This window comes from Sphingomonas psychrotolerans (assembly GCF_002796605.1).
Taxonomy (GTDB): Bacteria; Pseudomonadota; Alphaproteobacteria; order Sphingomonadales; family Sphingomonadaceae; genus Sphingomonas; species Sphingomonas psychrotolerans.
The window spans coordinates 2,754,856-2,774,796 of record NZ_CP024923.1 but is presented as its reverse complement, the minus strand read 5'-3'; the positions used below and the strand labels follow the sequence as shown (position 1 = coordinate 2,774,796).

Sequence of the window (19,941 nt, the reverse complement as noted above, 5' to 3'; positions counted from 1 at the left end):
GGAGTTATCTTGCGGCCCGGACCTCCTGTCCGGGCCGTTTTTTTACCTGGAGCAGGCCCAAAAAAGGGGTTTGACAGCGTTCATTTGCAAACCTAGCGTGTGTCCATAAACATAATGATTGAGGGTAGGAGGGATGGCTGCGGCGCTCCAGCATAGCCACGAACGGGCTCCCGGACCTCGCCTGCGCGCCGTCCGGGCGGGGCATGGCGATCGCCGCGCGCGTGCTCGGCTGGACTTGGCTCCCGCGGCTCCTAGTGTCTGCGCCATCGCGCGCCGGGCACTCCGTCCGGCGCTTTCGGAGACATTCTGGATGAAGCCCGATACCGCCCCCGCAGCCGAGGAGAAGCGGCTCAAATATTCGGTCCCCGCGCTCGAAAAGGGGCTCGATATTCTCGAATATCTTTCCGACCAGGCGGTGCCGATGACGCAGGCGCAGCTGGCGCGGGCGCTCAGCCGCCAGCCGGGTGAGCTGTTCCGGATGCTCGCCTGCCTCGAAGGGCGCGGCTACCTGCATCGCGATCCGGCCGCGGGCGGTTATTCGCTGACCTTGCGCCTGTTCGAGCTTTCGCGGACGCACAGCCCGCACGAGGCGCTGCTGCGTGCCGCGCGACCGCTGATGCGCACGCTCGCCGACGAGATCCGCGAATCCTGCCATCTCAGCGTCCTGCATCGCGGCGAACTGGTCGTGCTCGCGCAGGAAGAGAGCCCCGAGCCCTTTCGCCTGTCGATCGAAGTCGGCTCGCGCCACGCGCCGATGCGGACCACTTCGGGCCGCGTCCTGCTCGCCGCGCTCGACGACGAGCAGCGCGCCGATGTGCTGGGCCGCCAGCGCGAATGGAAGCCGATGCCCGCGGCGGACAAGCGTGCATTCGAGGCGCGGCTGGATGCGATCCGAGCGACCGGATTCGACCAGTCGGTCGGCGAGCGCTTTGCCGGCAGCGCCGACATCGGCGTGTTGGTGGGCCGGCCGGGAGCGTCGATCACTGCGGCGTTGACCGTGGCGCGGCTGGTGGATGCCGGCAGCAATGACGGCCTCGATCGCGTCCGCGGCCCGCTGGTGCAATGCGCCGGGGCGATCTCGCACGATGCCGGCCTCGGCGCGGTCGAAATCGGCTGATGGGCGAGGTGCTTCGCATCGCGATACGCCGGTTCGATCCGTTCGAAAGGGCGATCGCGCGCCAGTTCGCGGATTTCGCGGCGGGGCAAAGCGTGGAAGTTGCGCTCGAGGCGGTGCCGATGGACCTGAACGCGCTCCACGCCAGCCTTTTCGCCGGGCATGGCCTGGCCGACGGCAGTTTCGACATCGCCTTTTTGAATACCGACTGGTTGGCGGAGGCGCAGGCCGGCGGCCTGATCGAGGATCTGGAGCCGTGGCTGGCAAAGGCGCCGATCCCCGACTTTCCCGATGCGTGGAGCCCGTCGCTGACCGGCCTGCAGCGCTTCGCCGGCGGCTTTTGGGGCATGCCCTATCATGACGGTCCCGAATGCCTGATCTATCGCCGCGACTTGCTCGAGGCGGCAGGGCTGGCGGTGCCGCAGAGCTGGGAGGCGTTTCACGCCGCAGCGCGCGTACTGAACGATCCGGCGGGCGGCATCAGCGGCACCGTGCTGGCGCTGTTCCCCGACGGACATAACGGCTTCTACGATTTCTGCATCCACATCTGGTCGCGCGGCGGTGCGCCGTTCGATGCGACCGGGCGCCCCCGCTTCACCGGCACCGAGGCCGAGGCGGCGCTCGATTTCCTGCGGACACTTGCGCGGGACCGGGACGCGGTGCCCGCCGATGTCGCCGATCTCGACAGCGTCGCGGCGGGCTTGCGCTTTTGCGAGGGCCGGGTGGCGATGATGGCGAACTGGTTCGGGTTCGCGGCATTGGGCGAGGCGGCGGACAGCCCGGTGCGCGGGCTGATCGATGTCGCGCCGCTGCCGGCGGGCGCCGGCGGCGAGAGCATCTCGCTCAATGTGTTCTGGGTGCTGGCGATCGGCGCGGGCAGCGGCCGCAAGGCGCTGGCATGGGACTTCCTGCGCCACTGTGCGACGGCAGGGATGGATCGGATCACCACCGACGAGGGCGCGATCGGCGTGCGGCGCTCGACCTGGGCCGATCCGCAAGTGAATGCGCGCGTACCCTATTCGCATCGGCTCGACTGGCTGCATACGCATGCCCGCCACATCCCGGTCCGTCCCGACATCGCGGCGATCAGTGGAATCGTCGACGATATGATCGGTGCGGCGATCGGCGGCGATCGTCCAACGCCGGAGCTGCTCGCCGAAGCGCAGGCGCGCGTCGAGGCGCTCGCCGCATGAGCGATGCGCCGCTCCGCCAGCTTTGGCCGATGCCTGCGAGCCCAAGGCCGATCGTCATCCTCGGCGCCGGCGGCATCGTGCGCGACGCCCATCTGCCGGCCTATCGTCGAGCCGGCTTCACTGTGGCGGGGCTGTACGACCGCGATCGTGCGCGGGCCGCTGCGCTGGCCGGCGAATGGGGGATCGGCGCAGTATTCGGTACGCTCGAGGAAGCGGTCGCGCAAAATGCGGTGTTCGATATCGCGGCGCCGCCGACTGCGCATGCCGATCTGCTCGGCGCGCTGCCCGCGGGTGCGACCGCGCTGATCCAGAAGCCGTTCGGGCGCGATCTGGCGATGGCGACCGAACTTCGCGACCTCGCGAAGGCGCGGAACCTCACGGTCGCAGTGAACTTCCAGCTGCGTTTCTCGCCGATGATGCTCGCGCTCCGCGATGCGCTGGCGCGGGGCCATTTCGGCACGCTGACCGAGATCGAGGTGCATCTGAACCTGGTGACGCCGTGGCATCTGTTTCCGCACCTGAAGGCGGACGAACGCGTCGAGATCCTGAGCCATTCGATCCATTATCTCGATACCATCCGCGCGCTCGTCGGCGGCCCGGCGGCGGTATTCGCGCGCTCTTATGGCCATCCGGCGAGCGATCTCGCGCCGACCCGGACCAGCGCGATCCTCGATTATGGCGCGCCGCTCCGTGCGACGCTGTCGATCAATCACCATCATGATTTCGGGCGGAAATTCCAGGACGCGAGCTTCCGTGTCGAGGGGAGCGACGGCGCCGCGATGGTCAAGCTCGGGCTGCTGCTCGATTATCCGGCCGGCGAACCCGACGAACTCTGGCTCGCCCGGCGCGGCGCGGAATGGGCGCAGGTGCCGCTCGAGGGGGCGTGGTTCCCCGACGCGTTCATCGGCCCGATGGCCAATCTCCAGCGCTACGCCGCGGGCGAGGATCCGGTGCTCGAAACCGGTGTCGACGATGCGTGGCGGACGATGGCGCTGGTCGAAGCTTGTTACCAATCGATGGACAGGGCCGGCACGCCGGTCGCGCAGGGCTGAGCCGATGTACGGCCCGCCGCAAGGAGTGAGTGGATGACGCAATTGAACGGCCGCACGGTTCTGATCACGGCCGCCGCCCAGGGGATCGGCCGGGCCTCCGCGCTCGCCTTCGCCGAGGCCGGCGCAGAAGTGATCGCGACCGACATCGACGAGGCGCGGCTGGAGGAACTCGCCGGCGACCCGCGGATCCGCACCGCGCGCCTCAACGTGCTCGACGATGTCGCGGTCGACCGGCTGTTCGACCAGATCGGCGGAGTCGATGTGCTGTTCAACTGCGCCGGCGTGGTGCACGACGGCGCAGTCGCCGAGATGACCGACAACGACATCGACTTCGCGTTCGACCTGAACGTCAAGGCGATGATCCGCACGATCCGCGCGGCACTGCCGTACATGATCGAGCGGCGCGACGGTTCGATCGTCAACATGGCCTCGGTCGCGTCGAGCGTGAAGGGCGTGCCCAATCGCTGCGCCTATTCGGTCACCAAGGCGGCGGTGGTCGGGCTGACCAAGTCGGTCGCGGCGGACTATGTCGCACACAATATCCGCTGTAACGCGATCTGCCCGGGCACGGTGGACACGCCTTCGCTCAACCAGCGGATCGCGCAGGGTGGCACCTACGAGCAGACCAAGGCGACCTTCGTAGCGCGCCAGCCGATCGGTCGCTTCGGCACCCCCGACGAGATCGCCGAACTGGCGGTGTATCTGGCCGGCGCGGGCTATACGACCGGCCAGATCCACGTCATCGACGGCGGCTGGACGCAATGAGCAAGGCTCTGCTCGCGATAGCCCTTGCCTTTGCCGCGCCAGCCGCCGCGGATCCACGGCCCGCGCCGACGGTCCAGTCCGAACGGCTGTGGCTGGGCTCGGCCTGGTATCCCGAGCAATGGCCTGAGGAGGCGTGGGAACGCGATATCATCCTGATGAAGCAGCACGGTGCCAATGTCGTGCGCATCGGCGAGTTCGCCTGGGCACGGATGGAGCCCGCGGAAGGCCGGATCGATCTCGACTGGCTCGCGCGCGCGGTCGCGCTTGCGAAGAAGCACGGGCTCAAGGTCGTGCTGTGCACGCCCACCAATACGCCGCCGGCCTGGCTGACCTCGGCTTATCCCGACACTTTGCGCATCGATGGTGCCGGCGTGCGGCTCGGCCATGGCGGCCGACGTCAATTCTCGATCTCCAGCCCGCGCTACCGCGAGCTCTCGCGCAAGATCGTCACTGCGATGGCCGAGCGCTTCGGCTCCGATCCCGACGTGATCGGGTGGCAGATCGACAATGAATATACCGACGAGTCGTACGATCCGGCGGCACGCGCCGCGTGGGTGGAATGGCTCAAGACCCGGTTCGGCACGCTCGACGCGCTGAACACTGCCTGGACCACGCAATATTGGTCGCAGACCTATAGCGACTGGGCGCAGGTCCCCTTCAACGACAAGCCCGGCAATCCGGGCTGGATGCTCGAGCTCAAGCGCTTCATCACCTCAACCTGGGTCGGTTTTCAGAAGAACCAGCTCGACGCGATCCGCGCGCATGCGGATCCGAAGCAGTTCGTGACGACCAATCTCGGCGGGCTCGGCTGGGCCAACCGCTTCGATCGCTACGCGATCAATCGCGATCTCGATATGGCGTCGTGGGACAATTATGTCGGCACCGGTCATCTCGAGCCGTATCGCAACGGCGCCACCCACGATCTGGCGCGCGGCTGGAAGCGCAAGAATTTCTGGGTGATGGAGGCGCAGCCCGGCTTCGTGAACTGGGCGCCGGTATCCAACATTCTCGATCGCGGCGAAACTCGCGCGATGGCGTGGCACATGATCGGCCACGGCGCCGACGCGGTCTTGTGGTGGCAGTGGCGCCCCGCGCTCAACGGGCAGGAGCAATATCACGGCGCGCTGGTCGGCCCCGATGGCGCCCCTCTGCCCTTTTACGAGGAAGCGGCCGAGCTGGGCCGCGATTTCGCGCGCGCTTCGAAAGAAGTCGCGGGCACCCAGCCGGTGTCGCAAGTCGCGATACTCCAGGACTATGACAGCCGCTGGGCGATCGATTTCCAGCTGCACCACCGCGACTACGATCAGATCAAGCTGCTGCTCGATTATTATCGCCCGCTCAAGGATCGGCTGGGCGCTGTCGACGTGGTCGAGGCGGCGGGGCCGCTCGACAATTACAAGCTGGCGTTCGCGCCGAGCCTCAACATCATCACCGACGAAATGGCCGCACGGCTGAGCGCATGGGTGCGCGGCGGCGGGCACCTCGTGCTGGGGCCGCGCTCGGGAATGAAGGACGAATATAATCGGCTGTCGGTGCAGCGCCAGCCCGGGCCGCTGGCCGAACTGCTCGGTGGCCGCGTCGAACAATTCTATGCGCTGGACGAGCAGGTGCCGGTCAGTGGTGCGGACGGCGGCGCCACCGCGCGGATCTGGGCGGAACAGCTTTCGGCCAAGGGTCCCGATACGCAGGTGTTGATGCGCTACGGCAAGGCCAATGGCTGGCTCGACGGTCATCCCGCCGCGATCACCCGCGCGGTGGGCAAAGGCCGGATCACTTATCTCGGCACGATGCTGGATGATGTGGCGATGCGCCGTTTCGTCGAAGGACAGGTGCAGGGCGCAGGCGTGACGATGCTCGATCGCTTGCCTGACGGCGTCGAGCGGATGACTCGCACCGGCAAGGGCCGCGAGATCACGATCCTCGTCAACCACGGCAAGACGCCGCGCACCATCGCGCTGCCGGCGCCGCTGCAAGACGTCCTCAAGGGCGGGACGGTGCGCGCGGTTTCGCTCGGAGCCTACGGCGTCGCGGTGCTCGGCACCGGTCGCCGTTGAACGATCCGATAACAGGAGAAGGAATGCCGATGCGCCGATTGATCCGCATGTCGCTCGCCACCGCAGCGTCGCTGCTCGCCGTTCAGGCGGCATCGGCCCAGACCTACAAGACCGAGGCCGTCGACAAGCAAGTCGCGCGGGTCGAGGCCAAGCTCAAACGCGGCAAGCTCAAGCCCGATTGGGAGTCGCTCGGTGGCTTCAAGGCGCCCGAATGGTTCCGCGATGCCAAGTTCGGCATCTTCATCCATTGGGGTCCTTATTCGGTGCCGGGGTTCGCGAACGAATGGTATTCTCGCAACATGTATGTTCCGGGGAATGCGGCCTATACTTATCATCAGAACGTGTTCGGGCCGCAGTCGCGGTTCGGCTACAAGGACTTCATTCCGAAGTTCAAGGCGGAGCGGTTCGACGCGGGCGAGTGGATCGCGCTCTTCAAGCAGGCCGGCGCGCGCTATGTGATCCCGGTCGCCGAGCATTGCGACGGCTTCGCGATGTATGCCAGCGACATGACCGACTGGAACGCCGCGGTGATGGGTCCGAAGCGCGACGTGACCGGCGAACTCGCGAAGGCTACACGCGCCGCGGGGCTGCATTTCGGCCTGTCGTCGCACCGCGCCGAGCATTATTGGTGGTATGGTGCCGGCCGCGGCTACGAGAGCGATGTCAACGACGAGCGTTACACCGGTCTCTACGGCCCCGCCGCCCCCCGCACCTTGCCGGCCGACAATCCCGACGGTGAGCCCAATCCGAGCCATCTCGAAAACTGGTTCCCGCCCGACGACGCCTTCCTGCGCGACTGGCTCGCTCGCGGTACCGAGCTGGTCGACAAGTACCAGCCCGAGCTGATCTATCTCGACTGGTGGACGATGGCGCCGCGCTTCGATCCCTATCTGCGCCAGTTCACGGCATATTATTACAACGAGGCCAAGGCGCGCGGGCAGGGGCCGGCGATCACCTATAAGGGCGAGCATTTCCCGGCCAATGCGGCGCTGTACGATGTCGAGCGCGGCAAACTCGACGCGCTGCGGCTGCTGCCGTGGCAGACCGACACTTCGGTCAGCATCGGCAGTTGGGGCTTTGCCCAGAACGACCGCTATCGCACCGCCAAATCGCTGGTCGGCGACATGATCGACGTGGTGTCGAAGAATGGCAATCTGCTGCTCAATGTCGGTCCGCGCGCGGACGGGACGATCCCCGAGGAAGCGGTGCGCGTGCTGCGCGGGATCGGCGCGTGGCTCGCGGTCAACGGCGAGGCGATCTACGAGACGCGGCCGTGGAAATATTATGGCGAGGGTACAACCTTCGCCGCCACCGGCGAGAAGTCGGAAGGGGCGAACAAGGCGTTCACGCCTTCGGACATCCGCTTCACCACCCGCGGCGAGACGCTTTACGCGATGGGCCTCGAACGGCCGGCCGACGGGCGTGTGCTGATCAAGACGCTTTATGCCGGATCGCCTTATCTCGAGCGGCCGATCGCGTCGATCGAGCTGCTCGGCGGTGGCGCGGTGGAATGGCGGCAGACCGACAAGGGGCTGGCGATAACGCTTCCGGCAGCGGACGATCCCGAGCGCATGCCCTATGCGTTGCGGCTCAGGTTCGGCGGCTCGCGCTGACGATGCGGCGAGTCCTTGCGGCGGCGCTGCTCACAGTAGCGCCGCCAGCATGGGCGCAGGAAGGGGTGCGGCAACCGGCGTGGTTCGCCGCGCCCTTTCCAGCGATCCCGGTGCTGGGTGCCGGACGACGGCGGCCATTCGAGAACCGGAGTGTCCACCAGTTTCTAACCTTCGAGGCCGATGGCGAGGCGCTACGGGCGGGCTGACCAACGAACTCGGCACGACGCAGCTTGACGTCGGGTCGGTGCGGATCGAGCGGGTCGGCGGCGATGATATGGTCGACTTCGCCGCTGCGGTCGCTGACCCGCACAACTCCGATCGGCTGGACCCGCGGTTCGATCCCGGCGATCATCTCCCTCCCAACGCGGCGGCCAAGGTGCTCAGCCGCCGCTGAGCCGGGTCACGCTGCGGGCGAGGATCCGGACCGGGCCGAGCAACCCGGCAGGGTCGAGCTCGGCACCTTCTCCGCCGGGAAGCCATGGCTGGCCTTTGCGGAGCATCGGAACGACATGGGTGACCCGCTCGGTCTCGGCCTTGCCGTGATCGCCGATCAGCCGGTTGCGCCAAGTATTGGCGACGTCGATTTCGATCGTCACGCGGCCGCCCAGGCCAGCGGGGAGGGGGACATGGAACGGCGGGCGCCACGCATAGCCGATCTGGCGTCCGTTCACGCGCACGGTGGCGAGATTGGCGACTGCGCCGAGATCGAGAACCAGTTCGCGATCGGTGCGCGCCCGGGGCAAGGCGACCGCGATCGAATAGGTCGCGAGACCCGAATAGAAGCGCAGATCGGGTTCCTCGAGCTGGGTCCATGAGCGGAGATGATCAAGTTTTACTGCGTGTGGCCGGGAGAGCTCGGCGAAGCGAAGGTTCCACGGGCCACGGATTTCGATTGGCACGCCGATGTAGGTTATCCGCTCGACTCCGCGGCTGGTGCGCCGGAAGCGGGGACCCGTGGCGGAAATATCGCTGACCGGCCGCCTGTCTGACTTTCCGGCGAACAGCACGAACACCGATCCACCCGGATCGAGCATCACGGGAAGGCTGGTGACCTTGCCGTCATTACGCCACGCGCCCGCCGCCTCGATTGCGCCACGATCGGCGTCCCAGAGCTCAGGCGCCGCGCCCGCGCTGCGGAAGTGGCCGACGAAGCGCGCCTCGCGGTCCGACGGATTGAACAGGAAGAACATCGTCCAATCGGGGCTGCGGCGATGGGTCCATTCGATACCCGTAGTGCCTTCGGCCACAAAGGCGGGGGCGCCGAGAAGACGCGCAAGATCGGCGGTTTCGGCGATCTTGCCGCTGCCCCATAGATCGGCGGCGAGGGCGGTCAGTCGCTCGTCATCTGCGGCGCCATTTTCGAGCCCCGGCAGTCGCGTCGGGCGCGGGCCGATGACCGTCGCGCCATCGGCGACCAGTCGGGCGATGCGCTCGGCAAGCGGCAGCGTCATGCGATCGGTTTGCGGAAGCACCAGCACCCGATACGAAGCGCCTCCGGGCAACTCGATCCGTCCATCGCGTACAGTGGCGAGGCGCAGCAGCGCGTCGCGGTTGATCGAATCATAAGCGAAGCCCGCAGGCAAAGCCGGCGACAGATTGCGCGGCATCAGCGCCCGCGTCGGTATGTCCTCGCCGATGAAATACGCCACGTCGGCGACTGCGCTGCCGGCCTGGAGCAGCGCCTGCGCGCGAACGACATAATCACGCCAGCCTTGCCCGGGCTTCCACCAGCTTTGCTGCGCAGCAAAATGCGATCCGATGCCGTTCAGCGTCATCCCTGGCGCGCGATCGGGCCAAGGCTGCATTGCCCAGACGTGCAGATGAAGATGGTTGATCCCCTCGCAGAAATTGTGATCGCCGATCCGCTTGAACAGATACGGGTGCTCGCGCCACGTCATCAGTCCCTGCGTGAACGCCTCTGCGCCGGCGATCTTGTTGCCGTAGATGCGCGCGCCGGAGACCGCGTCCTTGACGTCGTTGGGCTTGTCGTTGCGCGGGGTGTTGACCCAGAATTCGCCCATCGGCTCGTCGACATAACGTGCATAATCGAGCCCGTCGGCGAGGAAGGTGGGGTTTTGCGGCTCGCCGCTGAACCGGCATCCGCGGGCGTGCGCCATCGCGGCGACGGGGGCGTAGAAATGGTCGCGCGCCAGTTCTGCGATCGTGCGCCGCAGGTCGAACAAGAAGGCCTCGCTCGCTTCCATGCTGTCGATCGGCACGCCGGCCATCGTCGCCAGCCAGGGCAGCACATCATAGCCGCGCCGGCGGGCGAAGTCGGCAGGGAAGACAGGCGACCAGTTCTGGGTGTGTGCTTCCCAGCTGTCGACATGGACAATCTTGAGCGCGCGCTTGCCCGCCGGGCCCAGCCGGGCGAGCGCCTTGCCGAACCAATTGTCGAACTGGAGCTTGGCGGCTTCGGGGTTGAAGCGGTCGCATTCGAGCCCCTCGCCCAAGCCTGCCGCAGCGTTCTTCTTGCCCGTGGTGGTGCAGCCGATCCGCAGGATGCGCCAGCGGCCCGCCGGTGCGCGCCAGCGCAGACGGCCGTTCACGTCCATCGACTTGCTGAGGTCGACCAGCGCCGCGCGGTTCACGCAGGATGCGGGGGGCAGGACCGTGTCGTCCATCCGGCGGCTGCGGCCCCAGGCGGCGCCCGATTTGATCGGGAGATGGTGGACCGTGGGCATCGACGAGAGGTGCAGCCCCTTCAGCCGCAGTGCGGTCTCCTGGCCGAAATCCTGGTTCTCGTCATAGTCGAACGGCCCCTCCGGCCGATGCACGAAGCGGAAGGCGCGCGCGGTCGTCTCGGGCACGGCATGGGTGAGGGTGGTGAGATCGGTTTGCCAGCCATGGCCGGGATAGTCGAGCCGGCCGACCGGCCGCCAGACGGCGCCGTCGTCGCTCGCTTCGACCCGCAGGCTGTTCGCGGCACGCAGCACGCCGGGGGCGAAGCCGGTCTTTGCGTTGGGCGTGCGGACCGTCACCGAGCGCAGCGTGAACGGTTTGGCGAAGCGATAGACGATCGAGCCGCCTTGTTCGGTGTCGATCAGCACCGCGTCGTTGGCGAGATCGGCGAGCGCGGCGGGGTTGGCCAGCGGCAGGTCGCTGGTCACCGTCGCGGCCTCGCTGGTCGTTTCCCATTCACGGTCGATCGGCACTGCGATCACTGCCACGTCGCGGTGATAGCCGAGCTTGGTATCGCCGGTAGGCAGGGCCATGTCGATCGTCCGCCCGCCATCGACGCGAGTCTCGCCCCAGATCAAATGCTGCATAGACAGTTGGGGGGTGATCCACGGGCCGCTGGCGGTGGCCCAGCCGTCGCACATGTTCATCGCCAGTTCGACGCCGAGCCGCTCCGCTTCGGTGGCGGCGTGTTCGACCATTTCCCACCAGACGGAGGTGAGCGCATCCGCCGGCGGACTGACCTGCGGCGTCTTGCCGCTCTTGCCGATGCTGAACATCGCCGCGCGCCCGATGCCGCCCGCCTTCATCGCGGTCAGATCAGCGGTGATCCCTTCCCTGGTCACCGCGCCGCCCATCCAGTACCAATAAGCCGCGAGATGTGCGTCGCGGGGCGGGTTGCGCCAGCGCTCGGCGAGGTCGGGCGCGGCGGTGGGGAGTGCCTGCGGCAATGCCGCGGCGACTCGCCAATAGCCGGAGGTGCAGGGCACTGCGGAGGAGAGCGCGAGTGCGCCGCCTCCGGCCAGAAGCTCGCGTCGCCCGATTCCGCCAATGCTGTTCAACTCATCCACTCCCATCGTCCCGCTTGCCATAAGCGAGACCGATACGTACGCATATCATATTACTAATCACGGAGAGTGTCGGTGGTCCAGCGCAGCTTTGGTCTCTTTGCGACAATTGCGACGGCTGCCCTCGTCATGGCTTTGCCGTCCGCGGCGCAGCAAGCCGCGCGCGAGCCCGCGAGAGCGGCTCTGGCCGCACCCAAGGTCCCGCTGGCGATAGGCGTCTCCTGGTATCCCGAACAATGGCCCGAGGCGCGCTGGGTGACCGATCTCGCGATGATGAAACAGGCGGGGTTCAACACCGTTCGGCTCGCCGAGTTCGCGTGGAGCCGGATGGAGCCGGGCGAAGGCACTTTCGACTTCGCATGGCTCGACCGCGCGATCGCGGCGGCCAATGCGGCGGGGATGCAGGTCGTGCTGGGCACGCCCACCGCGGCGCCGCCGGCGTGGATGAGCCAGTCTTATCCCGAGATCCTGCGCGTCGACGAAAACGGCATGCGCGCCGAACATGGCGGACGGCGGCATTTCTCGTTCGCAAGCGCGCGCTATCGGACCTTCGCGACGCGGGTCGCGACCGAGATGGCGAAGCGCTACGGGCGCGACGCCCGCGTAATCGGCTGGCAGATCGACAATGAGGTCGGCCCGCCTTCGTTCGATGCGGAGGCGCAGGCGCGGTGGCACACATTTCTCGAGCAGCGCTACGGCGCGATCGACGAACTCAACCGTCGCTGGACCACCCAATATTGGAGCCAGCATTACGACAATTTCGCGCAGGTGCCGCTCCGCGCCGGTGGGCAGCACAATCCGGGGCTGCTGCTCGACTTCAAGCATTTCGTCACGGCGACCTGGGTCGATTATGTCCAGGCGCAGGCAGGCGCGATCCGCGCCGTCGCGGACCCGCGGCAATGGGTGACCACCAACACGATGTTCTGGAACGCCGGGTTCGACCATTTCGCGATGCACCGCGATCTCGATCTCGCCTCGTGGGACAATTACATCCCCGACGGCCGCCCGGATTGGCTGGCGAACGCCGCCAATCACGATCTGGTGCGCGGCTATAAGCAGCGCAATTTCTGGCTGATGGAGACCCAGCCGGGCCGAGTCGACTGGGTGCCGGTCAATCGCGCGCTCGACCGCGGTCAGACGCGCGAGCTGGCGTGGCAGGCGATCGGTCACGGCGCCGACGCAGTGCTCTATTGGCAATGGCGCTCGGCACTGAACGGGCAGGAACAATATCACGGCGCGATGCTGGGGGCGGACGGCACGCCATATCCGATCTTCGACGAAATCGCCCAGGTGGCGCGCGATGCCGCTGCCGCCGCCCCGGCGCTGGCGGGCACCGAGCCGGTCGGCAAGATCGCGATGTTGTTCTCCTATGACAGCCGCTGGGCGATCGACTTGCAGCGCCACCACCGCGACTTCGATCCAATCAAGCAGTTCACGGCCTGGTATCGTCCGCTGCGCAGCCTCTCCCAAGCGGTACATATCGTGCCGGTCGACGCCGATCTGAAGCGCTATCCGCTGGTGGTGGCACCGAGCCTGCACGTGATCACGAAGCCTGAGGCCGACCGGCTGGCGGTCTATGTCCGCGGCGGCGGGCATCTGGTGCTGGGCCCGCGCTCGGGGATGAAGGACGATGCCAACGCGCTATGGCCGCAGCGCCAGCCGGGGCCGCTCGCCGATCTGCTCGGCGCGCGGGTCGACCAATATTATGCGCTGGACGCCGCGGCGCCGTTGACCGGGACGCTCGGCAGCGGCGAGGCCAGCATCTGGGCCGAGACGATCGAGCCGCGCATGAAGGATGTCGAAGTGCTCGAGCGCTACGGTCCGTCGAATGGTTGGCTCGACGGCAAGCCCGCGGCGGTGACGCGGCGGGTTGGCAAGGGGCGGATCACTTATGTCGGCGCCTGGCCCGATGAAGTAATGCTGCGCACTTTTGCCCAGCGCCTGCTTGACGAGGCGAAGGTCGCGCCGGTGGTCCCGGATGCGTCCGCCGCGCTCGAGGTGATGGAACGCGCAGGAGGCGGAAAGCGGGTGCTGGTGCTCGTCAATCACGGTGACACGCCGCTACGGCCAACGCTGCCCGCGGGTGCAAAGCCCGTTACCGGCGATCTGCGCGACGGTGTGCTGCCTGCGCACGGCATCGCGGTGGTGGCGCTGCCCGGGGCTCAGACCGCCGCTTCGAACCGGTAGCGGCCGGAGCCCAGGAGGACCTCGAGTCCACCGGGCACAGGTGTGCCGGGCACCGGCTTGCCGCTCTCGGTCACGCGCTCGGGGGCGCTCGTCGGCACCATCACCGTTCCGCCAGGACCGGGAGGGATCGTCGCTTCGAGCACGAAGCGGCCGCCGTCCTTGTGCCAACGGCTGACGATCTCGCCCAGTACGCTGCGATGGCGTGCGGCGGCGGCGCGGGTAGTGCCCACCGGGCGCGGCGCGATGGTGACGATGCGCTGAGGCTCCGCGGCGGCGAAGTCGATGCGGATACCCGCCAGCGCGCCGTAGAGCCAACCTTCGCCATGACCGAGCATGAAATGGTTGAGCGACTTGGTCGGGTTCGCATCCCATGCCTCGGCGAGTGCGGTTGCGCCGCCCTGCAACTGCTGGCCATAGCCGGGGCGGTCGGTGACGCGCATCATCGCGTCGATCACCTCGTCGCGTCGATACGCGGTCAACGCATCGATGACATAGCGGAAGCCGACATCGCCGGCGGTCACGCCATTGCCATTCGCGCGGACGGCCGCGACCAGATTGTCGAGGACGGCGCGCTCCCGACCCGCCGGTACCATACCGAGCGCCAGCGGCATGGCGAGCGCGCACTGGCTGCCAGTGTCGTAGCTGGCGCGATCGACGTGGAAGAAGCGTCGGTTGAAGGCGTCGAGGACCGCACCGGCCTGCGCGGTCCAGCGCGCCGTCTCGGCCGGGCGGCCGATGACGCCGGCGATATCGGCGAGCGCTCGCAGTGCTTGATAGCGGCAGGCGGTGCCGGCCAGGGCGCGGCTGGTCAGTTGGGACTCGCCGGGCGGTCTGGGACCGAGATCGTACCAGTCGCCCATGCCGAAATCCACGATCTCGTCGGTGGCGCGTCCAGCGAGATACGCCATATAGCGGCCCATCGAAGGATAGGCCATTTCGAGAACCGTGCGGTCGCCGTAAGCGCGATAGGCGGCCCAAGGCGAAAGCACCGCCGCGACGCCCCATTCGGGCGAGTTGCGCCAGATCGTGTCGCCGCCATCCTTGTCCAGAAACGCGACATATTCCGGCGCGATCCCGGGGACCATGCCGTCGGCCTGTTGCGCATCGGCGATGTCGATCGCCATCTTCTCATAGAGGGCGGCGGCATCTCGATTGTAGAGGATCGTCGGGGCGTTGAGATGGGTCTGTTCGAGCCAGCCCAGTTTCTCGCGGTGCGGGCAATCGGTGAGCACGCTCGCCATGTTGCTGCGCAGCGCCTGATCGATCAGTCGGTGCGTATCGACGAACAATTTCTCGCTGCTGTCGAAATTGCCCACCTGAATCAGTCCGGCGTGAACGAAGTCGACTTCGACCTTCTCGATCCGCGGGGCTTCGCCGCCGCCTTCGGGGGGCAGCAGTTCGGCTTCGAGATAGCGGAAACCCTGATGGATGAAGCGCGGCTGGAAGACCTCGGCGCCGCGACCGGCGAGGATGTATTCGAAACGAGTCTCGTTCTTCGGGGAGGCATTGAAGCTGCGCTGGCTGACTCCGCCATCCGGACCGAGCGCCTCGCCGGGCCGCAGGCAAATCCGGCTGCCTGCCGGCCCCCGCAGCACCATACGGGCACGCGCCGAGCAGTTTTCGCCGAAATCATAAACGACCCGGCCATTGGAGAGCGGCGTCACGCGAAGGGGTGTGATCGTGCGCTGGACTTCGATGCCGGGAATGCCCTGCGCGCGCAGCGTTCCGCTCGGTCCCTCTACCCGAAACGGTGTGCGCCAGTCTGCGCCTGCCGCCCCCGGCCGATCCCAGCCGGGCACTTCGAGCCGGCCGTCGACATCCTCGCCGCCATAGACATTCGAATAGCGGATCGGACCCTCGCGGGTCTGCCAGTTGCGATCCGAAACGATGGTGCGCGTGCTCCCGTCGGTCAGCTCGATGTCGAGCCGCGCGATCAGCTTGGGCTGGCCGAAGCTGTCGACGAACTTGACGTAGCGTCCGGGCACCCGCTCGACATTGTACATGCCGTTGCCGAGCATCACTCCGATCGCGTTGGGGCCGGGCACGAGCAGCGCAGTGATGTCGTGGCTCGTATAGAGGATCGTGCGGCGATAGTCGGTCCAGCCCGGATTGAGCATCGAACGCGTGACCGGCGCGCCGTTGATCGTCACGTCGCCATGGCCAAGCGCGGCGATCGAGAGGATCGCGCGGCGCAGACGTCCGGACAGGTCGAACGTACGGCGGAAGATCGGTAACGGTTCTGGCAGTTTGGCTGGCGAGCGATCATTGCCGCGGCTGTGCGGTCCGCTCGGGCGATCGGGCGTGGCGGCGATCCATTCGGCTTGCCATTGATCAGCGGCGAGCAGCCCGGTGACGAAACGCGCGGGCGCGGATCGGCCGCAGGACTTGCCCGCCTGGTCCCAGGTTTCGACGGTCCAGTGATAGTCACGATGTGGATCGAGCGCGAGCGGGGTAGGGGGTTGTGCAGCGGGGCGGGACCCGGCGACGCGGCCGCTGTCCCACACGTTGCCGCGTTCGGCATTGAGGGCGGCACGGCTTCTGGCCACCAGAATACGCGAGGCGGATTGGGTGAGAGCACGGGCATCCGCGTCGCGTGCCATGGGCTCCCACGTGAAGCGCGGCCGCAGCGTGTCGATCCCCACCGGCGCCTCGCGCCATTCGACGCGCAGGCGATCGGCGCGAAGGGCTCCCGCAGGTTCCTTCGCCGCTGCCGGCAGCGCCGCCCCGATTCCCGTCAGCCCCGTTCCCGCAGCCTTGAGTGCGCCGCGACGGCTGACCTTCAAACGCTCCGACAAAACGCGTCCTCTTCACATCCCGCGCTTGAGCCCGGCGGCGCTATGCGTATCATATTACTAATTGCTGTCCACGGGAGATCGCCGCCATGTCCGCACGCCGAATCGCTGCGCTGCTCGCTTTGTGTTTGCCGGCATCGCTGGCGATTGCCGGAGCGGCCGCGCCCGAGCGCTGGCAGGCCGCGTGGGTGGCGCCGCCGATCGGCTGGGAGCCCAAGACCAAGGGCGCCTATCCCGATCCGATCCACAACCAGACCGTGCGTCAGACAATCCGGATCGGTGCGCACGGCGCGCGCATCCGCATCCGGCTGACCAACGAACTAGGATCCGAGGCGCTGCAGGTCGGCGCGGCCAGCGTTGCAGTCGAGGGCAGCGCGCCGGTGACGCTGCGCTTCTCGGGAGCCGGTTCGATCGTCATCCCGGCAGGTGCGCCGGCTTACAGCGATCCGCTACCGTTCGCAGTTGCGCCCGGCACGCAGTTGGTGCTCAGCATCTATTATCCCGACAAGGTCACGCCGGCGGCGCATGCGCAGAAGGTGCGGCTGACCGACGGCGACACCACGCGCAGCACGGGGCAGGGAACGGAGACGCGCAGCGCCGGCCTCGCTTCGGCGGTGGAGGTGCCCGGGACCGCGTGGGGACAGGTGCTGGTCGCGTTCGGGGACTCGATCACCGAAGGCGCCGGCGCATCGGATTCGGCGCGCACGAGCTGGCCGGCGCAGGTCGCCGCCTTGCTTGTCGCGCGGCGGGACGCGCGCTGCTGGACGATCGTCAATGCCGGGATCAGCGGCAATCGCCTGCTCCACGACGGGCGTGGGCCCAACGCACTCGCCCGCTTCGACCGCGACGTGCTTTCGGTCCCAGGCGTCACCCATGTCGTGCTGTTGGAAGGGATCAACGATATCGGCGCAAGCAAGGGAAATCCTGCCCAGGCGGCCAGCGCCGAGCAGGTGATCGCCGCCTATCGCCAGCTCATCCACCGGGCGCATGCGCGCGGGCTAAAGGTGCTCGGCGGCACATTGTTGCCCTTTGTCGGCGCCGCCTATCAGGATGCGGCGGGCGAGGCGAAGCGCGTAGCGGTCAATCAGTGGATCCGCACCGCAGGCGTGTTCGATGGCGTGATCGATTTCGACGCGGCGACCCGCGATCCGGCGCAGCGCGAGCGGCTGATCGCCGGGTTCGAGATCGGCGACCATCTCCACCCCAACGACGCCGGCTATACGGCGATGGCCCGCGCGGCGGCGCCGGTCATCGCGCGGCAGGGGTGCCCGCGCTGATTACCAGGCGCGGGAGCGTGCCACTGCGATCCCGCGCACCTCATTGGGCCATTTGCCGCTGACTGCGCAGTAGAAATGGTAGAGATCGCCCTCGTGGAAGATAACCGAGGGCTTGTGCGCATAGGTGTCGTCCACCGATCCCGGCGGGCCGACATCGACGAGGATCTCCGGCACCTTGACGAACTCGGTGGGTGAGGACCCTAGCGCGAGCAAGTCGCGCGCGCGCTTGTCGGTCGACAGGCCGAAATAGAACATCCCCCATTTGCCGCGATGCTCGACCACCACGGGGTCGCTGGCGAAGCGATCGTCCCAACTGCCGGTGGCGCCGTTGCGGATCAGCGGGCTGGCGGGATGGCGCGTCCAGGTCCTGAGGTCCTTCGACGTGGCGAGCCCGGTCTGCTCCTTCCACGGCGTGCCGGTGGTCTTTGCGTTGTAATAGAGGTGATACGTATCGCCGACGCGGATCAGATAGGGCTTGTAGAGTCCGCCGCGCTCCCATTCCGCGCCGTCCTGCGGCAGCAGGATCGGGTCGCCGCGCTGCCAGTTGATCAGGTCGTCGCTCCACGCGAGCCCGATCACCGCCGGACCTTCTTCATAGCCGGCACTCGGATAAGCATGCCACGCCCCGAGATAGCGGCCCTTCACCTTGATCAGCCGCGCCGGGCTCTCGAGCGCGTTCTCGCGCAGGATCGACGCCATCGCGACATTGTAGCGCGTCACTGGCGAAGCGGGGTCGCGCTTGAGGATCAGCCGCCGGTTCGACCAGTTTACCAGATCGTGCGATTCGGCGACGGCAGTCTGATAGCCGGTGCCGTCGAAGCCGACATAGGTCAGATAGAAGCGACCGTTGGCGGAGAAGGCGAACGGGCAGTCGACCGATTTCTCGTCGAAGTTGCCGGCGACGCGCGACGGGCCGATCACCAGTTTCCCGTATTTGTGCGGCGTGCGATAAGGCCCGGCGGGATCATCGGCCGCCGCCAGCGCCTTGCCGCCATGCGCCAGCAATCCCGCCGCGGTGGCGCCGCTCAATATCGTCCGTCGATCGAAGCCGCTCACTGCGTCGTCCCGTGCTGACCGGCCCCGCCTTCGTTGCGCGGCGCCGCATCGTTGATGACGCCGAGCATCGCCGCCGAGGCGGCGGCGGCGTCTCCGGCCACGATCGCGTCCAAGATCGCCTCGTGCTTCGCCACCGTCTCGGCGTGGAGTTCGGGATGTTCGCGCGGCGCGATCGGGCTAAACGAGGCCGCCAGCGCGGTTTCGATCACCGAAGCGATCGAGCGCATCAACAGATTGCCGGAGGCGGCGCCAATTGCGAGATGGAAGTCCAGATCGGCCTGAGCGAAGCGCACTGCTTCCTGATCGACGATCCGCATGCGATCGAGCGCAGTGCGGATCGCGGCAATCGCGTCCTCCGCGCGCCGCTCGGCCGCCAGTGCCGCGGCGCGCGGCTCGATCAGGCGGCGAATCTCGGCCATGTCGCGTCGGAAGTCATCGTCCAACCCGATAGCGACCTTCCAGCTCAGCACCTCGGCGTCGAAGAGGTTCCAGTGGACCGGATGCGTCACGCGAGTGCCGACGCGGGCCTTGGCTGCGAGCAATCCCTTCGCCGACAGGGTCTTGAGCACTTCGCGAAGCACGGTCCGCGAGATCTGGAACCGCGCTAGCAGGTCTGCCTCGTTGGGCAGGTTGCTGCCGACCAGGTGCTTTCCCGCGAGGATTTCCATCCCCAGCGCACGCGCGACCTGGTCATGGCTCGATATCGCGCGTTCCGACAGCGACCGGAAACTGATCATGCTGGCGTCAATCATCGCGTGCGGCTCCCTCCAGCGCTCCGGCAATCGGTGCCGAAAAGTCCAGACATCCGCAAGGTATATAGTATTATTATCTTATCGTTCCCGCGGCGTCACGCGGGACCCGGGCTCGAATCACTGCTGGGGGTGGCCAGCCGTCGCGCATATAAAGCGGCGCCATAGCTTGGCGGATGCCGCGGCTCGATCGGGACGAAGGCCCGGTGCGATCGAGCAATTCGACGAACGCCGCCCGCACGAATTGCTGTTGCGACAGAACGCCGTCCGATCAAGATATCGGCACCCGAGCGTCTTCGGGAAGCCCAATCGGCTGCGGGGGCAGTCGCCAGCTCCAGCAGCT

General features: G+C 67.2%; 14 protein-coding genes. 10 read left to right on the top strand and 4 right to left on the bottom strand.

Features of this window, described 5'->3' with window-relative positions; all coding sequences use genetic code 11:
• Positions 1 to 310: 310 nt before the first annotated feature.
• From CVN68_RS12500 to CVN68_RS23215, 8 genes are read left to right on the top strand one after another with little or no spacing between them, the layout of a single operon-like run.
• Positions 311 to 1,117 (top strand): IclR family transcriptional regulator, encoded by an 807-nt coding sequence (locus tag CVN68_RS12500; protein ID WP_158298872.1) that lies wholly within the window; start codon positions 311 to 313, stop codon positions 1,115 to 1,117.
• Entirely contained in the window at positions 1,117 to 2,307 is a 1,191-nt protein-coding gene (locus CVN68_RS12495) for an extracellular solute-binding protein (RefSeq protein WP_100282498.1), read from the top strand. Before CVN68_RS12500 ends, CVN68_RS12495 begins: the two co-directional genes overlap by 1 nt.
• The gene (locus CVN68_RS12490) at positions 2,304 to 3,359 is read left to right on the top strand and encodes a Gfo/Idh/MocA family protein (RefSeq protein ID WP_100282497.1); all 1,056 of its coding nucleotides are present in this window, start codon (positions 2,304 to 2,306) and stop codon (positions 3,357 to 3,359) included. Before CVN68_RS12495 ends, CVN68_RS12490 begins: the two co-directional genes overlap by 4 nt.
• 33 nt (positions 3,360 to 3,392) lie before the next feature.
• Complete coding sequence (locus tag CVN68_RS12485; RefSeq protein WP_100282496.1) at positions 3,393 to 4,124, top strand: SDR family oxidoreductase; 732 nt, start codon at positions 3,393 to 3,395, stop codon at positions 4,122 to 4,124.
• Positions 4,121 to 6,178: a beta-galactosidase gene (locus CVN68_RS12480; RefSeq protein ID WP_100282495.1), complete on the top strand. Its 2,058-nt coding sequence runs from the start codon at positions 4,121 to 4,123 to the stop codon at positions 6,176 to 6,178. The genes CVN68_RS12485 and CVN68_RS12480 overlap by 4 nt, the downstream gene beginning before the upstream one ends.
• Before the next feature lie 29 nt (positions 6,179 to 6,207).
• A complete protein-coding gene (locus CVN68_RS12475) occupies positions 6,208 to 7,791 on the top strand; it encodes an alpha-L-fucosidase (RefSeq protein ID WP_233503326.1) in 1,584 nt (527 codons plus the stop codon).
• Positions 7,792 to 7,793: 2 nt separating this feature from the next.
• Positions 7,794 to 7,997: a hypothetical protein gene (locus tag CVN68_RS23220; protein ID WP_158298871.1), complete on the top strand. Its 204-nt coding sequence runs from the start codon at positions 7,794 to 7,796 to the stop codon at positions 7,995 to 7,997.
• A gap of 38 nt (positions 7,998 to 8,035) precedes the next feature.
• A complete protein-coding gene (locus tag CVN68_RS23215) occupies positions 8,036 to 8,185 on the top strand; it encodes a hypothetical protein (protein ID WP_158298870.1) in 150 nt (49 codons plus the stop codon).
• On the opposite strand, the gene CVN68_RS12470 is transcribed toward CVN68_RS23215, so the two are convergent.
• The gene (locus tag CVN68_RS12470) at positions 8,172 to 11,531 is read right to left on the bottom strand and encodes a glycosyl hydrolase (protein WP_158298869.1); all 3,360 of its coding nucleotides are present in this window, start codon (positions 11,529 to 11,531) and stop codon (positions 8,172 to 8,174) included. The genes CVN68_RS23215 and CVN68_RS12470 overlap by 14 nt on opposite strands.
• Positions 11,532 to 11,666: 135 nt before the next feature.
• Here CVN68_RS12470 and CVN68_RS12465 point away from each other — a divergent pair, with 135 nt between their 5' ends.
• Complete coding sequence (locus CVN68_RS12465; protein ID WP_100282492.1) at positions 11,667 to 13,724, top strand: beta-galactosidase; 2,058 nt, start codon at positions 11,667 to 11,669, stop codon at positions 13,722 to 13,724.
• On the opposite strand, the gene CVN68_RS12460 is transcribed toward CVN68_RS12465, so the two are convergent.
• Positions 13,700 to 16,519: an alpha-L-rhamnosidase gene (locus tag CVN68_RS12460; RefSeq protein WP_158298868.1), complete on the bottom strand. Its 2,820-nt coding sequence runs from the start codon at positions 16,517 to 16,519 to the stop codon at positions 13,700 to 13,702. The genes CVN68_RS12465 and CVN68_RS12460 overlap by 25 nt on opposite strands.
• A gap of 86 nt (positions 16,520 to 16,605) precedes the next feature.
• Here CVN68_RS12460 and CVN68_RS12455 point away from each other — a divergent pair, with 86 nt between their 5' ends.
• Positions 16,606 to 17,793, top strand: coding sequence for an SGNH/GDSL hydrolase family protein (locus CVN68_RS12455; RefSeq protein WP_100282490.1), 1,188 nt, complete (start codon positions 16,606 to 16,608; stop codon positions 17,791 to 17,793).
• Here CVN68_RS12455 and CVN68_RS12450 read toward each other — a convergent pair whose 3' ends face one another.
• Together CVN68_RS12450 and CVN68_RS12445 are read right to left on the bottom strand one after the other, a co-directional pair.
• Positions 17,794 to 18,849, bottom strand: coding sequence for a glycoside hydrolase family protein (locus tag CVN68_RS12450; RefSeq protein ID WP_100282489.1), 1,056 nt, complete (start codon positions 18,847 to 18,849; stop codon positions 17,794 to 17,796).
• On the bottom strand, positions 18,846 to 19,601 hold the full coding sequence (locus CVN68_RS12445) for a FadR/GntR family transcriptional regulator (protein WP_199560077.1): 756 nt from the start codon (positions 19,599 to 19,601) through the stop codon (positions 18,846 to 18,848). Before CVN68_RS12445 ends, CVN68_RS12450 begins: the two co-directional genes overlap by 4 nt.
• Positions 19,602 to 19,941: the final 340 nt, after the last annotated feature.